At 46.1% G+C, this 14,966-nt stretch carries 11 protein-coding genes; 5 read left to right on the top strand and 6 right to left on the bottom strand.

Features of this window, described 5'->3' with window-relative positions; translation table 11 throughout:
- Window positions 1-3 precede the first annotated feature (3 nt).
- The gene (locus tag ACXAGX_RS08495) at window positions 4-708 is read right to left on the bottom strand and encodes a Yip1 family protein (protein WP_474817967.1); all 705 of its coding nucleotides are present in this window, start codon (window positions 706-708) and stop codon (window positions 4-6) included.
- 257 nt (window positions 709-965) lie between these two features.
- Between ACXAGX_RS08495 and ACXAGX_RS08490 the strand changes: the two genes are divergently transcribed.
- The 5 genes from ACXAGX_RS08490 (at window position 966) to ACXAGX_RS08470 (ending at window position 9,133) form a co-directional block, all read left to right on the top strand.
- Window positions 966-1,745, top strand: coding sequence for an ABC transporter ATP-binding protein (locus ACXAGX_RS08490; protein WP_474837741.1), 780 nt, complete (start codon window positions 966-968; stop codon window positions 1,743-1,745).
- 1 nt (window position 1,746) lies between these two features.
- Window positions 1,747-2,940, top strand: coding sequence for an ABC transporter permease (locus tag ACXAGX_RS08485; RefSeq protein ID WP_474837739.1), 1,194 nt, complete (start codon window positions 1,747-1,749; stop codon window positions 2,938-2,940).
- Between the two features lie 313 nt (window positions 2,941-3,253).
- Window positions 3,254-6,754 (top strand): GAF domain-containing hybrid sensor histidine kinase/response regulator, encoded by a 3,501-nt coding sequence (locus ACXAGX_RS08480; protein ID WP_474817972.1) that lies wholly within the window; start codon window positions 3,254-3,256, stop codon window positions 6,752-6,754.
- Window positions 6,751-7,578, top strand: coding sequence for a CheR family methyltransferase (locus tag ACXAGX_RS08475; RefSeq protein ID WP_474817973.1), 828 nt, complete (start codon window positions 6,751-6,753; stop codon window positions 7,576-7,578). Before ACXAGX_RS08480 ends, ACXAGX_RS08475 begins: the two co-directional genes overlap by 4 nt.
- A gap of 1 nt (window position 7,579) precedes the next feature.
- On the top strand, window positions 7,580-9,133 hold the full coding sequence (locus tag ACXAGX_RS08470; RefSeq protein ID WP_474837737.1) for a response regulator: 1,554 nt from the start codon (window positions 7,580-7,582) through the stop codon (window positions 9,131-9,133).
- Between the two features lie 90 nt (window positions 9,134-9,223).
- Here the strand turns inward: ACXAGX_RS08470 and ACXAGX_RS08465 are convergent, their stop codons facing one another.
- The 5 genes from ACXAGX_RS08465 to cysD are packed head-to-tail and all read right to left on the bottom strand — an operon-like array spanning window position 9,224 to window position 14,681.
- The gene (locus tag ACXAGX_RS08465; protein ID WP_474837735.1) at window positions 9,224-10,948 is read right to left on the bottom strand and encodes an SLC13 family permease; all 1,725 of its coding nucleotides are present in this window, start codon (window positions 10,946-10,948) and stop codon (window positions 9,224-9,226) included.
- 18 nt (window positions 10,949-10,966) lie between these two features.
- On the bottom strand, window positions 10,967-12,382 hold the full coding sequence (gene cysN / locus ACXAGX_RS08460) for a sulfate adenylyltransferase subunit CysN (RefSeq protein WP_474817977.1): 1,416 nt from the start codon (window positions 12,380-12,382) through the stop codon (window positions 10,967-10,969).
- A 3-nt stretch (window positions 12,383-12,385) separates the two neighbouring features.
- Window positions 12,386-13,174: a 3'(2'),5'-bisphosphate nucleotidase CysQ gene (gene cysQ / locus ACXAGX_RS08455; protein ID WP_474817978.1), complete on the bottom strand. Its 789-nt coding sequence runs from the start codon at window positions 13,172-13,174 to the stop codon at window positions 12,386-12,388.
- Complete coding sequence (gene cysC, locus ACXAGX_RS08450; protein WP_474817979.1) at window positions 13,174-13,767, bottom strand: adenylyl-sulfate kinase; 594 nt, start codon at window positions 13,765-13,767, stop codon at window positions 13,174-13,176. The genes cysQ and cysC overlap by 1 nt, the downstream gene beginning before the upstream one ends.
- A complete protein-coding gene (cysD, locus tag ACXAGX_RS08445) occupies window positions 13,767-14,681 on the bottom strand; it encodes a sulfate adenylyltransferase subunit CysD (RefSeq protein WP_070123678.1) in 915 nt (304 codons plus the stop codon). Before cysD ends, cysC begins: the two co-directional genes overlap by 1 nt.
- Window positions 14,682-14,966: the final 285 nt, after the last annotated feature.

Genomic DNA, 14,966 nt, shown 5'->3' with positions numbered 1-14,966 from the left:
CGTTTACACAATGGCGAAAATCAGCCAAATGCCGTATATCACCGCCCCCGGTGCCAGAGCAACAATCCACGATTTTTTGGTAGAGAACGACGTCCACTGACCTAGTGCGACAGCGGTAAGGTAATAACTCCAGAACATATCGAGACGAATTGACTGGCCCAGGTTAAAAAAGGCGGAGGTGGGCTCAAGACCAAAAATGTAGGCGAGCGACAGCGGCGACAGGGAAATTGGGTCAATCTGATGTGAATCTGCCATTACCAGTAACACTAGCGCGAGCAGGCTTGGAATAATGGAAGGCAAAGCCGTCCACCAGGTCATGCCATACCAGTCGGTGAAGCCCTGAATACTTTTTTCATCGTTGCGGGTCATGAATGTCAGGTAACCGGCTACCAGGGCATTAATGATTAAAAAGCCCAGGAAGGATCCAATCAGCGTGCTCCACTTTATCATTCCTAACGTGAGTTGATCTTTGTAAGCTTGTTTTTCAGCCGGACTCACATCACCCAGTTGAACATCTGCAAGGTAATTGCTGTACCAGGCAAAGTCGATAGTTTGAAAAAAAAGATAAAGCGGCAATAAGGCCAATGTCATCACGATAAAAAACGGCACCCATGACCAGTTGTCTGTGTTTGCTAATTTGGCAAATACTTTGTTAGGCCGGATAAAGGTTTCGTTTACTGCCTGAAACGGATTGCTAACCTCTGACATGTTCTTTTCCTGTCTTATTTTGTGTTTTCCATAATGCGTAATAACGCTGATCTTAGTGCTATACGGTATGAAAAATGTGGGCAACTGTACACGGCGTATTTGTAAGGAAATATTCTGTCGCATTTTTTTCCTGTGCTTCGTAATATTTTTTTCCTAATCTTGACTGGTAGCAACGTGAGCAGTTTAGAAAGTGGTTCTACATTAGCTGCTTTTGCAAACAACAATATGGACGCTATTTACGTCAGGAAGCTATATAAATGATAGAAATCAATCGATTAGCTAAGAAGTTTAAAGTTGAAAATCCGAAAAAGCTGAGTGAGCAAGAAAAGCAAGACCCTCGCTTATCCGGAAAGTTTTTTAAATCAGTGGAAGATGTTTCGTTGTCTTGTGCTGCTGGAGAGGTTTTAGGGTTACTCGGCCCAAATGGGGCAGGGAAAACCACAACACTGCGTATGCTCTCAACCGCTCTGAAGCCGGAGGCGGGCAGTATAACCATCAATGGTGTCGACGTGCTGAAGAACCCCGTGGTGGCCCGTCAAAAAATTGGTTTTCTCTCAGGTGCTACCGGATTATACGGTCGGTTAACCGGTAGAGAAAATATCGCCTACTTCGGACAGCTTCATCAAATGACAAAAACACAAATCGATGACAGGATCGCTGAACTTGCCGACTTACTCGATTTGCACAGTTTTCTGGATCGCCGCTGTGAAAATTTCTCCACGGGAATGAAACAGAAAACCGCCATTGCCCGAGCAGTGATTCACAAACCCGAAGTTGTTATTCTCGATGAGCCGACTACCGGCCTTGATATCATGGCGTCGCAAACGGTACTTAACTTTATTCGGGGCCTCAAAACCCAGGGCGTGCCGGTTATTTTTTCAACCCATCATCTTGATGAAGTGGCCGAGTTGTGTGACCGGGTCACCGTAATCAACCACGGACGCACCCAATTTAACGACGAGATTGCCGCATTCAGAGCGCTAGTACCTGGCTCTTTGAACAGCGCATTTCTGGCAGCACTGGAACAAGGAGTTTGATATGTGGCTCGTATTTCTAAAGGAAATTAAAGAACTGCTAAGAGATAGAAAAACCCTGTTTTTCATGATTGCATTGCCAATCTTAGTGTTTCCCGCCATTTTCGGCGTAGTCACTTACGTGTCATCCAAAGCTATTCAGAAAGCGGAAAGTGAAATTCTTGATTACGCCATTGTTGGTGCTGAATACGCGCCCGACCTGGTCGCGCGAATAGCTGAGTCGGAAGAATTTAATCTCGTTGCAGCACCGCAAAATACCGACATCAAACAGTGGGTAAAAGAAGAAAATGCGGATTTTGTGCTGGTGATCCCAGAAAACTTCAGTAATGACGTATTAGCTAATGGTCAGATTTCGCTCACGTTATACCTCAATGACTCGGGATTAAATTTGGTACAGCGCCGACTCAATGAAATTGTCGACGCCATTGAAGAAGAAAACCAGCAAGGCGCGTTCTCTACGTTGGGTCTAAATGAAACCCAGCAACTAGCGCTAATTGACCCTGTAGTGGTTGAGAAAGTGAATGTGGCCGATCAGCGGGAAAACTGGGGGGAGAAAATCGGTGGATTTATTCCCTACCTGGTGTTCATGCTTTGCTTGCAAGGCGCGATGATCCCCGCCACCGATTTAGGCGCAGGGGAAAAGGAACGTGGCACGTTGGAAACTTTGCTTATTTCTCCTATTGCTCGTCATAAACTGGTGTTAGGGAAGTTTCTGGCCATTGCGCTGGCTGGAGTGACTTCTGCAATGGTGACCGTAGGCAGTATGGCAATCTGGGGCATCGTACTGAGTCAGGGCATGGCCATTGAGTTAGTTGCCGACTTTATGGGCTCAATTAGCGGCATGGATTTCCTGCTTATTTTCTTCATGCTGATTCCGGTTGTGGCTATTTTCGCGTCGGTATTACTGAGTCTGTCTATCTACGCTCGAAGCTTCAAAGAAGCACAGGGTTATATGACCCCGCTGGTGATGTTCACTATCGTACCGGTAATTATGGCAATGCTACCTGGCGTTGAGTTGAAAGGTGGCTGGGCCTGGGTGCCACTGACTAACGTAGCGCTCGCCATTAAAGAGCTGATCAAAGGTACCATGGACTACGTACAGTTAATTGCCATATTTGGCTCGACCGCTTTGATTGCTGGCGCCCTTATTGCCTTTAGTGTGTACTGGTTTAATCAGGAAAAAGTGCTTTTCCGTTAAGTCGTTATTGGTCTACCAGCGGTTGAAGACAATCATCAACCGCTGGCTAACTAAATATTTGATCTATTGCCGTTCCATGAATAACTGTGGCTGAGTGCGTTACTGTAGAAATTATTTCATTACTGGCATTCTTTTATCTTCGTAAATGTTTCCATCTTTTTTCATCTAAAAGCACTAATTTCTGGCTCAACTTTATCCAAAAGTATAAGTAACCTTTAAGCCATTTCGTGTAATCATTTCTTTGCAGTTTTAGTGCTGCCAACTTCTTTTTTCCCGTTGGTACTGTCTGTTTAGACTCTTTTCCGGAATGGCCATGTCGCTGAGTAAGCAAATCTACAAAGTTCTATTTACTCCTCTCGTTCTTACTGCTGTTGGTGCGGTGATTTGCGCCTTGCTGATTTATAACAGTCAGAATCAGATGCAAAAATCGACTGATATATTTATGCAGAAGAAACAGTATCTAGAACAGCTTTACACCAATCTTGGTTATGGCGGTGGCATACATTCGTTCAAGAATTATATTATTCGACGTGATCTTCAGTACAAAGTAACAGCTGAAGAAAAGCTTAATGAAGCGCTGCGTGCTTCTGGTAATTACAAAGCCTTGCCTAAAGTAAGTAATGTAGAGTTGGCGCAGATCACTGACATAGAGCTTGTTATTAATCAGTACCTCGAAAAGATAAGATTATTGCGCTCTGAGCAATTGGCTAGCTTGTCCGTCGAAGAACTTGATGCACAAGTAAAGGTGAATGATGAGCCAGCCATTTCTGCTATCGCCAGGCTCGACAACCTGCTCGATGCGGAGAACAGACTGGTTGGTGAAACGTTGGAATCTTCAACCTTCAGAACAATCAGTTTTATCTTTGTCGTACTGCTACTTACTGCGCTGTTATCATGGGTTGTTGCGCAGCGTCACGTTACTAAAATGCTGCTGTCGGTGAAAAGCGTAACCAGGCTGTCCCGCAACATATCAGACGGTAAAATGGACTTTTCTCTCGTTGACAACACTGACTATGGCAACAGCGAGATGAACAAGCTCGCCGGCGATCTGTGCGAGATGGGCAAAAAGCACCGAGATTTGCTAGATGAAATTCAGCAAAAATCTGCTCTGGATAATCTGCTCCAGCACATGTCGATGGCATTTACCGGGCAGAGTAGTAAGCAAGACGTTTATAACGCCATTATCAATAAACTTGCCGATTACATGAGCGCAGCCAGTATTTGCTTATATGTCGCTGATGGTAAATTTCTTTCCCTTGTAGCCCAGTGGGGGCTAACCTCTCTGGACGCTGATAAACCAATCCCCCACAAAGATTTTTTAAAACAAATGCTGGATGCCGGTGAGGTAACTACTATTGAGCAAGTACCCGATAAATTCTGGCGTTTGAAATCCATGATGGGCAGCATGGTGCCAAATAAATTGCTTTATTTGCCACTCGTCTTTGAATCTGAGCAATTAGGTATTATTGAGATTGCTTTATCAGACAATAGTGAGTTTACCAACAGAGCTGCAGCTGACAAATACTGTAAAGTAATTAGTCAGGGTCTACACAGCCTACATATACGTGAAGAAAATCAAGACTTGTTACAAGCGAGTCAGAGGCAAACGGCTGAGCTGGAGTTGCAACAAGAAGAATTACGGGTTTCAAATGAAGAGCTCCAAAAACAGTCCAGGGAATTGGAGATAAAAACCGTCTCTTTGGATAGCTCTAACAGCGAATTAAGCCAGGCTAAAACGGATCTCGAAGCGAAAGCGGCAGAACTGATTAAAATAAACAGCTACAAATCTGAATTTCTTGCAAACATGTCTCATGAATTCAGAACACCGCTCAATAGTTTGATGGTGCTCTCTTCGTTACTGCTAGAAAAGGAAACGTCACTCACAGGTAAAAATCTGGAATATCTGAAGTCCATTCATCAATCGGGTAATGATCTTCTTATGCTGATTGAAGACATTCTCGATTTAACCAAAATTGAAGCCAGGAAAATCACCCTCAATATCGAAACCTTTTCTCTGCGCGACTTTATTGATGAGCTCGATGTGTCTTTCAACCCTCTTTTTAAACAAACGAAGGTCAACTGGAATATTCGCATTGAAGATTCTGTTCAAACTAGCACACTGACAACTGATCGCAGCCGATTAAAGCAAATACTGCGTAACCTGATTTCAAACGCGCTTAAATTTACCAGCGAAGGGAAAGTCGAGTTATATCTTCATCAGCGCAGCGCTGACACGATTTCTCTTTCCGTTTCAGATACGGGGGTGGGTATAGATGCCTCTAAACAGCAGCGGATATTTGAAGCCTTTGAACAGGAAGATTCTTCTGTCGATCGCGCCTATGGCGGCACCGGCCTGGGCCTCTCAATTTCAAAAGAGCTGGCGAGTTTGCTGAAAGGGTGCATCACACTTGAATCTGAGAAGGGTAAAGGCAGTAAGTTTGAGCTAACTATTACAACCAAACTCGATGCTCCTGAAGCCACTAAGTTACCTGCGACGTTTACAATGCTTGAGAAAGGGAGTCAGCAAAAGGCCCAAACCTTAAGCAGCGAATTCATTGAAAAAGACGCTAACGCGGATGAGCTTATTGAGCTGAAAAGGCAAGTCGAAGAATTGGACGGAACTAAGCTCTGTTTGTTGATTGTTGAAGACGATAAAGCGTTTGCAATGGCGGTTGGAGCTGCGGCTAAAAGACTGGATATGCAGGCCGTGTGTGTGGCCAGTGGTGAGCTGGCCATGGCATTGTTAGATAGTTTTACGCCTGATGCCGTGCTGTTGGATATCAAACTGCCTAATCTTAGCGGTATGGCCATTCTTGAATCTTTAAAATCCAACGTTAAAACGCGGCATATTCCCGTTCATATGATATCGGGTATGGACTATCAAAATAATGCCCTGCGTCTTGGGGCAATGGGGTATCTGACTAAACCCATGACGATTGATAAAGTTTCAGCCGCATTGGAACGGGTTAAACGAATTATTACTACGCCTCATCGTCGTCTGCTCTTGATTGAAGACAATGCAGGACAGCAGCAGGCAATTTCAGCGTTGCTGGGTTCTAAAACCACAGAAGTTGTGGTGTGTGGTTACGGTGAGGATGCTATTGCGGCGCTCAAATCGTCTAATTACGATGCTATTGTGCTGGATTTAAGTTTACCAGATACAACGGGTTTAGCTTTCCTTGAAACCATAAAATATATGGATATTTCGCTTCCCCCTGTGGTTATTTACACTGCAAAAGAGTTGGACCTAGAAGAAGAAAACACGCTATCCGGCCTGGCGGAAAGTATTATTCTGAAAGGTGCTCGCTCGCCAGAAAAATTGCTTGAACAAATCAATCTGTTCTTACATCGCGATGAAGCAGAATTATCCATAGAGCAACGTAAAGTGTTAGAAAAAAATACGCTCGCTGATTCAGAGCTGTCAGGGTACAAAATCATGCTGGTGGACGACGATATGCGCAATATATTTGCCTTAACCAGCGCGCTTGAGCAACGGGGTGCAGATGTCGTTATTGCCAAAGATGGTGTGGAAGCGATGAATCTGCTTGCTTCTGAAAGTCATTTGGATTTGGTGTTAACCGATATCATGATGCCTAACATGAATGGCTACGAACTCATAAAAGCCATCCGGGACGGTAAAGTAAAAAAATACGCCCGGGTGCCAATAATAGCGTTAACGGCAAAAGCTGGAAAAGAAGATCACGAGCAAATAATTGAATGTGGCGCCAATGATTATCTTGCAAAGCCGTTAAACCTGACCGCATTAATGTCTGTATTACGAGTATGGCTGCCAGAACAAGGGCTCATGGTGTGAGTCAGTTTCTACAGCAGGAAAATGCGCTTTTTCTGCATGGGCTAAAAATTTGTTTCAATTATGATTTTCAGCACTATGCTGACGATTATATTGCCCGCAGACTAGATAGCCTGCGCGGACAAAGTGGCGGTCGCTCGTTACTTGCGCTTCTGGATGAATTGCTCAAAGGAAAAGAGTCTCTCGCGTGGATAATTGATATTCTAACGGTGGGGACCACCGAGTTTTTTCGTGATCCGGATACGTTCCAGTTAATCAACGAGCAGTTATTTCCCTACTTTGAAACCCGTGCACATATTAAGATTTGGTCTGCAGGTTGCAGCAGCGGTAAAGAGCTCTACAGTTTGTTAGTGCTGCTATCGGAACAGGGCTTGTTATCCCGCACCAGCGTTTATGCCACAGATGTGAGTACTGCGGCGCTAGAAAAAGCCCAGCGCGGTGCATTTTCCCAAGATGAGATCAGGCAATTCATCCGTCACTACACCCAGGTGTCGGCGCAGAAACATGCCAGCGATTATTACTTTTTTCGCTACAATCTTGGCTTCTTTGATCAAGCGTTATTAGACCAGGTTACTTTTATTCAGCACGATCTTATTAAAGATGAACCTCTTGATGACATGGATCTCATACTGTGTCGTAATGTATTGATTTACCTGAACGAAGACGCGCAAAACAAGGCGTTGTCGTTGCTGGTATCGTCTCTTCACCAATCCGGTTTTCTTGTTTTAGGCCAATCCGAATCGCTGTTCAAACGAGAGAGTGAATTCGGGCTTCGAGCCTTCAATAGCCCAAAGCGTATATATCAGCGAAATACAGAGCACGTGTAGTATGTCTAATAAAATTCTAGTCGTAGACGACAATAACAGAAATCTAATGGCCATTGAGGCCCAACTGGAAACTCTCGAGCAGGCAGAGATTATTACTGCCCAAAGTGCAGATGAAGCGCTTGCTCTACTCACTGAGACGAACTTTTGTCTTGCCATTATCGACATAGAAATGACGCCCGTTTCAGGCTTTGAATTAGCGCGTTTAATCCGCGGTGTAAGAAAATTTCGCGAGCTGCCTATTGTGTTTCTTACTGCGCACAGTCAGTCAGAACAGTTTGAGTTAGATAGCTACGAAGCCGGTGGCGTGGATATTCTTTTTAAGCCTGTGTCTCGACCGGTTATTCAAAGCAAGGTGAAAGCTTTTTTACAGATGCATCAGCGCAAGCAAGATCTGGTGGCAAAACTGGAAAAAGAAGAAGCATTGCGCCAAAAAGTGGAAGCTGCGAATAAATCCATCGCGTTGATGCTTGCGAATGTTTCTCATGAACTGCGGACGCCACTGGGTAATATTACCGGGTTTGGTGAATTGCTCACTATGTCAGAATCCTTAAGCGATGAGCATCGCTATTTAGCGGAAAAAGTACTCAAAAACAGTCGCGAACTGAAAAACATTATTGATGATGTACTTGACCTTTCCCGGATGGAGGCGGGCCGTATTTCCATCGATAGAACAACGTTCTCTCCACGGGAACTATTGAGAGAGATAGACGAGCAAGCATTGCAAGCGGCACAGGCCAAAGGTCTGCGATTTATTTTGGCTATACAAGATCCGCTTCCCGTTAAAGTTGTTTGCGACCCCTTGCGAATGAAGCAAGTACTGAACAACATGATAAGTAACGCGGTTAAGTTCACCGAGTCTGGTGTCGTTACCTTATCGGTTTACTATGAAGACGAGATCCTCACCTGTAAAACTCAGGATACCGGTATTGGCATCAATGAGTTTCAACAAAAAGCGCTTTTCCAGCCCTTCAAACAGGCGAATAAGGCAATTATGGGGCGCTTTGGAGGCACCGGATTAGGACTCGCGCTGTCAAAAGACATTTGTGAAGAATTGGGTGGCTCATTGGTGCTGGAAAAATCCTCACCGTCAGAGGGTAGCCTCTTTGCTGCAAGTTTTCATGCACCGGTAGCAGAGCAGGTGGTTCCGGAAAAAAGTAAGCAGAGTAAAAGCGATCTACTGGCTGATATCAGAGGAGCCGCACTACGAGCACTGTACGTAGACGATTTAGAAGAAAATCGTTTTGTTACTGAGGCGTTGCTTTCACACATTGGTATCGACCTTCACACGGCCGAATCTGGCCCGGAAGGGTTAAGGTTAGTCGCTGAAAACCAATATGATTTCATTTTACTGGATATCCAGATGCCAGAAATGGACGGTTATGAGGTTCATGCCAAACTGCGAGAGATGGGATACAACAAAACCGTCATTGCACTCACCGCTCATGCCATGCCTGAAAATGTAGAAAAGTGTAAAGCATTAGGGTTTGATGGCTTTTTATCGAAACCGGTTTCGATAGATAAAATCGCAGCAGAGCTGAAGACTTTGTTACCATAAATATTAGGGTAGCGTTTTAAAATCCAAAAAAAGCCCCGCAGTGCGGGGCTTTGTTTTGTCAGTGGTTTGCCTTATTTGCGCTTTGCCATCTTAGAAATACGTCATATTCAATAATATGAGTACAATGCTGCTATAGGTTAGCGATATGGGTAATCCAATTTTAATAAAATGGGAAAACCGATAATTCGCCGCGTTATATACCAGCAAGTTGGTCTGATAGCCGTAGGGCGAAATAAAACTGGCGCTGGCGGCAAATGCGACAGCCAGTGCGAATGGCATCAGAGGCGCACCAATCAGGCCCGCCACGCCATACGCAAACGGGAACATTAATGCCGCCGCTGCGTTATTGGTGACAAACTCGGTAAGCAGCAAGGTAGCGACATACACCACGATAAGAGCAACAAACCAGTTGGTGTCAGACAAGTACGGCATCAGCATTTCGGTGCTCATGCTTATCACACCTACATTTTCCAGCGCACTGGCTAGGCTTAGCGCGCCTACAATCACCACTATGAGGTTCAGTGGCAGGTTGCGTTTGATTTCACTATTGCTGGTTACCTTGGCCGCGATAAGCACTGCAGCGAAGAACAGCAGCCCGATGCCGAGGCTAAGTATATCTGTTGCTGATAGGGCAACTACCAGTAAGAAACCACCCATGGTGATCCATTCCTGCCAGTTCGTCAGTGGTCGGGTGATCTTCTGCTCCGAGAGGATAAAGAAGTTTTTCGACAAATTCTGGCGAGTCTGGAAATCCGGACCGGTGGCTAACAGCAAAAAGTCACCCGCCTGCAATTTTATTTCACCAAGTTTGCCTGATAGCTGCTCACCATCCCGGCGAATCGCTACCACCGCAGCATCAAATAATGCGCGGAAACCGAGGGCTTTGATGGTTTGGCCGATGATTTGCGCGCGGTTAGATATAATCACTTCGGTAAGGTTTTCGCGAAGAATGCCGTCGGCTTCAGCGAACATGGTTAAGCCTTTAATGTGGCTTAAATTGTCCAGCTTTTGCACGTTACCAGAGAATATCAACTTGTCGCCCTGTTCAATAATGAAATCAGGAGACACCGGCGTGATCAGCTGACGGTCACGAACGATTTCCACCAGGAACAACTCAGGCAGATTTCGTAGGTGGTTCTCTTCCACCGATTTACCAATCAGTTCAGAACCGGCTTCTACTTCGGCTTCAACAATGTACGACCGGTAATCGGTTTTCTTGTTGGCGATATCCGGGAGCAGGCTTGCCAGTACGAACATTAACAAACCACAACTTAAACCCGCAGTAAGGCCATAAAGGGTGAAATCCCAGAAGGCAAAACCCGGATGACCGTGTTCCTGCAGAAACGAATCTACAATCAGATTGGTAGAAGTACCAATTAACGTGACCGTTCCACCGAGAATAGCGGCATAGGAAAGTGGAATAAGTAAGCGGGATGACGGGTGATACTGATTCTGTTTTACCGGGCCTATCAAGCTTGCTACCACTGCCGTGTTGTTAAGTAGGGCAGAAGAGAAGAAGGTTAAGCCGAATAAACGCCAGTAGGAAAGGGCAAAACTTGGAGCAATAAGTTTGCGACCAATTTGCTTTATCAATGCCGTTTTGTCGATGGCACTGCTTACCAGCAATAGGAGAATAAGGGTGATAAGCCCTTTGTTAGTCAGGTTCTGCAGTATTTCATCAAAGGTAATTTGCTGAGTAACCAGCAAAAGCAACATGGCGACCGCGAAAATAGTCGAAGGCCGCTTGTTGGTGGCGACTAGCGCAAAAATGGTGCTGAAGAAAACCCCCAGCACCATGATTTGGTTGACATCCATTTAAACCATTCCGGTTTGTTACAGTTTGCTGATGTCGATCGCGTTCCAGTGTGGGAAGTGCTTGCGAACCAATTCGTTGAATTCCAGCTCGAATGCTGAGAACTCAGGCGCTTTGTGTTGCTTGTCTTCGGCCAACTGGTCGATGATCATACCTGCACCCACGGTGCCATTGGTCAGCCGGTCAATAACGATGAATGCACCGGTTGCACGGTTGCGATCGTAATTGTCACAGGCCACTGGCTGAGTGAATTTCAGATCAACAACGCCAATTTCGTTCAGATTGAGATGGGCACCAGGCTTGTGTTCCATGGTGTTTACATCAATCTGGTATTCTACTTCTGACACAGAACCTGAAGTCGACTTGGTCGCAAACTTAAACAGATACTGCTTATGCGGCATCATCGGCTCTTCAGCCATCCATACCAGGTGAGATTTAAACTGGCTCGACAGCAGTGGCAGGTTGTCAGACTTAACAATCATATCGCCGCGTGAGATATCGATCTCATCTTCCAGTGTCAGGGTAACCGCCTGCGGTACGTAAGCACGTTCCTGATCGCCCTCGAAAGTCACTACTGACTTAACCTTAGACGTTTTCATTGAAGGCAGTGCAGTGATTTCATCGCCAGGCGCAACTTGACCAGATACCACGGTACCCGCGAAGCCACGAAAGTCCAGGTTAGGACGGTTTACATACTGAACCGGGAATCGGAAGTCGTCTTTGTTGTCATCGTTACCGATTTCAATGGTTTCCAGCATTTCCATGAGAGGTTTGCCAGTATACCAGGGCGACTGTTCGCTGCGGTTTACCACGTTGTCACCCTCAAGGGCTGACAGCGGAATAAACTGGATATCAGGGATATTCAGATTTTCAGAGAACTTCAGGAAGTCAGCTTTGATGTCTTCAAATACTTTTTCACTGAAGTCCATCAGGTCCATTTTGTTCACAGCAACGATAACGTGCTTGATACCTAACAGGCTGGCCAGGAACGAGTGACGACGGGTCTGGGTTTTTACCCCGGCGCGGGCGTCAACCATCAGGATGGCCAGATCACAGGTAGACGCACCCGTTACCATGTTACGGGTGTACTGTTCGTGTCCCGGCGTATCCGCGATGATGAACTTACGCTTGTCGGTGGAGAAGTAGCGGTAGGCTACGTCGATGGTGATACCTTGCTCACGCTCAGACTGCAGACCGTCTACCAGCAGTGCCAGGTCAACCTTGTCACCGGTGGTACCGCTTTTCTTACTGTCTTTAGTAATTGCTGCCAGCTGATCTTCATAAATCATTTTTGAGTCATGCAGCAGGCGGCCGATCAGGGTACTTTTACCGTCGTCTACGCTACCGCAGGTAAGAAAGCGCAGCAGGTCTTTCTGTTCGTGCTGTTCAAGGTAGCCCAGGACGTCTTCTTTCAATAATTCGTTATCTACATTCATTGCTTATGCGCTCACTAAGAAATAAGGGTTCAACACAGATTCTTTCTGGTTATAAGTCAGGTCAGGGGCGTCTTCTGCCAGCGGGTTTGAGCCATCCAGCACGGTCACTTTCGCGCCTGCTGCTGTGGCAACCGCATGGGCTGCGCCGGTATCCCATTCAGAAGTTGGGCCTAAACGCGGATACAAGTGGGCTTCACCAGAGGCTACCAGACACAGTTTTAACGAACTGCCCATAGCAACCAGTTCCGCTTCACCGCCCAAATCTTCCAGTAACTTCTGGATTTCAGGACTCTGATGAGAGCGACTGCCTACCACTTTCCATACTTCACCGTCTGTGTGTTTCTTCGCAGAAATCGGAGCAAAACCGCCTTCGTCTTCAATCCACGCGCCTTGCCCGTCGATACCGATGTACGAACGTTTCAGGGCCGGGGCGTAAACCACACCCATCACAGGCTTACCGTTTTCGATAAGGGCGATATTGACGGTAAATTCACCGTTCTTCTTGATGAATTCCTTGGTGCCATCCAGCGGATCAACCAGCCAGTATTTATCCCAGCCACGACGTTCGTCCCAGGGGATATCTGCAGATTCTTCTGACAGGATAGGCAGGTGAGATACCGCTTCCAAACCGGCAACAATAACGTTGTGTGCGGCAAGGTCAGCTTCCGTCAGTGGGCTGGTATCTTCTTTTTCGTAAATGGCGAAATCTTTCTCGTAGATTCCCATAATTTTGTCACCAGCTTCTTTGCTGATGGCAAGAATCTTTTCTGCTAATGGATCAGGTAATGCCATTACACAAGTCCTTTTTCTTCAAGCATGGCGTACAGACGTTCTGCAGTTTGTTCTGCAGGCTCGTCTTTGTACTCCAGATGGATCTCCGGGTTAACCGGTGCTTCATAAGTGGAGGAGATACCGGTGAAATGCTTGATTTCACCTGCTCGGGCTTTCTTATAAAGCCCTTTGGGATCGCGGGATTCACACACGTCCAATGGGGTATCAATGAACACTTCCACAAACTCACCTTCTTCAAGCAGATTGCGGCAGTAGTCGCGGTCAGCCTGAAACGGAGAGATAAATGCAGTCAGTACAATCACACCAGAATCGACAAACAGTTTGGCCACTTCACTCACGCGACGAATATTTTCAACCCGGTCTTCATCGCTGAAGCCCAGGTCGCCACATAAACCGTGACGCACATTGTCGCCATCCAGCAGATACGTGTGTTTGCCCTGTTCCTGGAATTTCTGCTCCAGCAGGTTCGAAATGGTGGATTTACCGGAACCGCTGAAGCCCGTCAGCCACAGTACGCGTGGCGTTTGGCCAAGGCTTTCGGCACGGGTCTTTTTATTGACCTCGTACTTATGCCATACGATATCCGTCGACATTAGAAGTACCCTTCCATTTTCTTCTTCTCCATAGAACCGGAGCTATCGTGGTCGATAACCCGGCCTTGACGCTCGGAAGTCTTGGTCAGCAGCATTTCTTGAATAACCTCAGGCAGCGTCGCAGCTTCAGACTCAACAGCACCGGTCAGCGGGTAACAACCTAAGGTACGGAAGCGTACTGAACGCATTTCAGGGGTTTCACCTTCTTCCAATGGCATACGGTCGTCATCAACCATAATCAATACGCCATCGCGCTCTACAACCGGACGTGGTTTTGCCAGGTAAAGAGAAGGAATATCGATGTTTTCCAGGTAGATATACTGCCAGATATCCAGCTCAGTCCAGTTAGACATAGGGAATACACGGATACTTTCGCCTTTGTTTACTGATGAGTTGTAGATGTTCCACAGCTCAGGACGCTGATTTTTCGGGTCCCAGCGGTGGTTACTGTCACGGAACGAGTAAACACGCTCTTTCGCACGTGATTTTTCTTCGTCTCGGCGGGCGCCACCGAATGCGGCATCGAACTTATACTTGTTCAGTGCCTGCTTCAAAGAAGCGGTTTTCATGATGTCTGTGTGCTTTGCACTACCGTGGCTGAATGGACCAACACCGGCATCAACACCTTCTTGGTTGATGTGTACCAGCAGATCGAAACCATGTTTCTCAGCTTGCTGATCACGAAACTCTATCATTTCGTGGAATTTCCACGTGGTGTCAACGTGCAGCAGTGGGAAGGGAATTTTGCCTGGGGCAAAGGCCTTACGAGCCAAGTGTAAAAGAACAGAGGAATCCTTTCCGACGGAATATAACATGACCGGATTATCAAATTCGGCAGCAACTTCACGGAAAATGTGGATGCTCTCGGCTTCGAGTTGTTTCAGATGGGTAATAGACGGTATATCAAGTGTCATTTTCGAGTCCGATTGTTGGGGTTATATGCTAAACAATTATATGTATAGAACCCTAACATATTTAGATCAGAAAGTAGTAATGCCAATTTGCTATACAAAATAGCCGTTTTATTACATTGAAACGAAATCGTCATACTAAAAAGCCGCTCAGGAGAGCGGCTTTGGTCAGGATATGCTTATTGGATGGCTGTTTCTCGTTGAGAAGTGCAGTAATCTGTCTGCGCACATCATGTCTGATTTAGCTGCCATGTTTCGCAGCGTTATGTCAGGTTCTAAAGCGATGCA

The organism is Alteromonas sp. ABV4_515 (assembly GCF_056160345.1).
The sequence above is the reverse complement of the archived record's forward strand: the minus strand, read 5'-3'. Positions and strand labels throughout refer to the sequence as shown.

Coding starts and splice junctions, on each gene's coding strand:
- ACXAGX_RS08495 (WP_474817967.1), bottom strand. CDS start 708: ATGTCAGAGGTTAGCAATCCGTTTCAGGCAGTAAACGAAACCTTTATC.
- ACXAGX_RS08490 (WP_474837741.1), top strand. CDS start 966: ATGATAGAAATCAATCGATTAGCTAAGAAGTTTAAAGTTGAAAATCCG.
- ACXAGX_RS08485 (WP_474837739.1), top strand. CDS start 1,747: ATGTGGCTCGTATTTCTAAAGGAAATTAAAGAACTGCTAAGAGATAGA.
- ACXAGX_RS08480 (WP_474817972.1), top strand. CDS start 3,254: ATGTCGCTGAGTAAGCAAATCTACAAAGTTCTATTTACTCCTCTCGTT.
- ACXAGX_RS08470 (WP_474837737.1), top strand. CDS start 7,580: ATGTCTAATAAAATTCTAGTCGTAGACGACAATAACAGAAATCTAATG.
- ACXAGX_RS08465 (WP_474837735.1), bottom strand. CDS start 10,948: ATGGATGTCAACCAAATCATGGTGCTGGGGGTTTTCTTCAGCACCATT.
- cysN (WP_474817977.1), bottom strand. CDS start 12,382: ATGAATGTAGATAACGAATTATTGAAAGAAGACGTCCTGGGCTACCTT.
- cysQ (WP_474817978.1), bottom strand. CDS start 13,174: ATGGCATTACCTGATCCATTAGCAGAAAAGATTCTTGCCATCAGCAAA.
- cysC (WP_474817979.1), bottom strand. CDS start 13,767: ATGTCGACGGATATCGTATGGCATAAGTACGAGGTCAATAAAAAGACC.
- cysD (WP_070123678.1), bottom strand. CDS start 14,681: ATGACACTTGATATACCGTCTATTACCCATCTGAAACAACTCGAAGCC.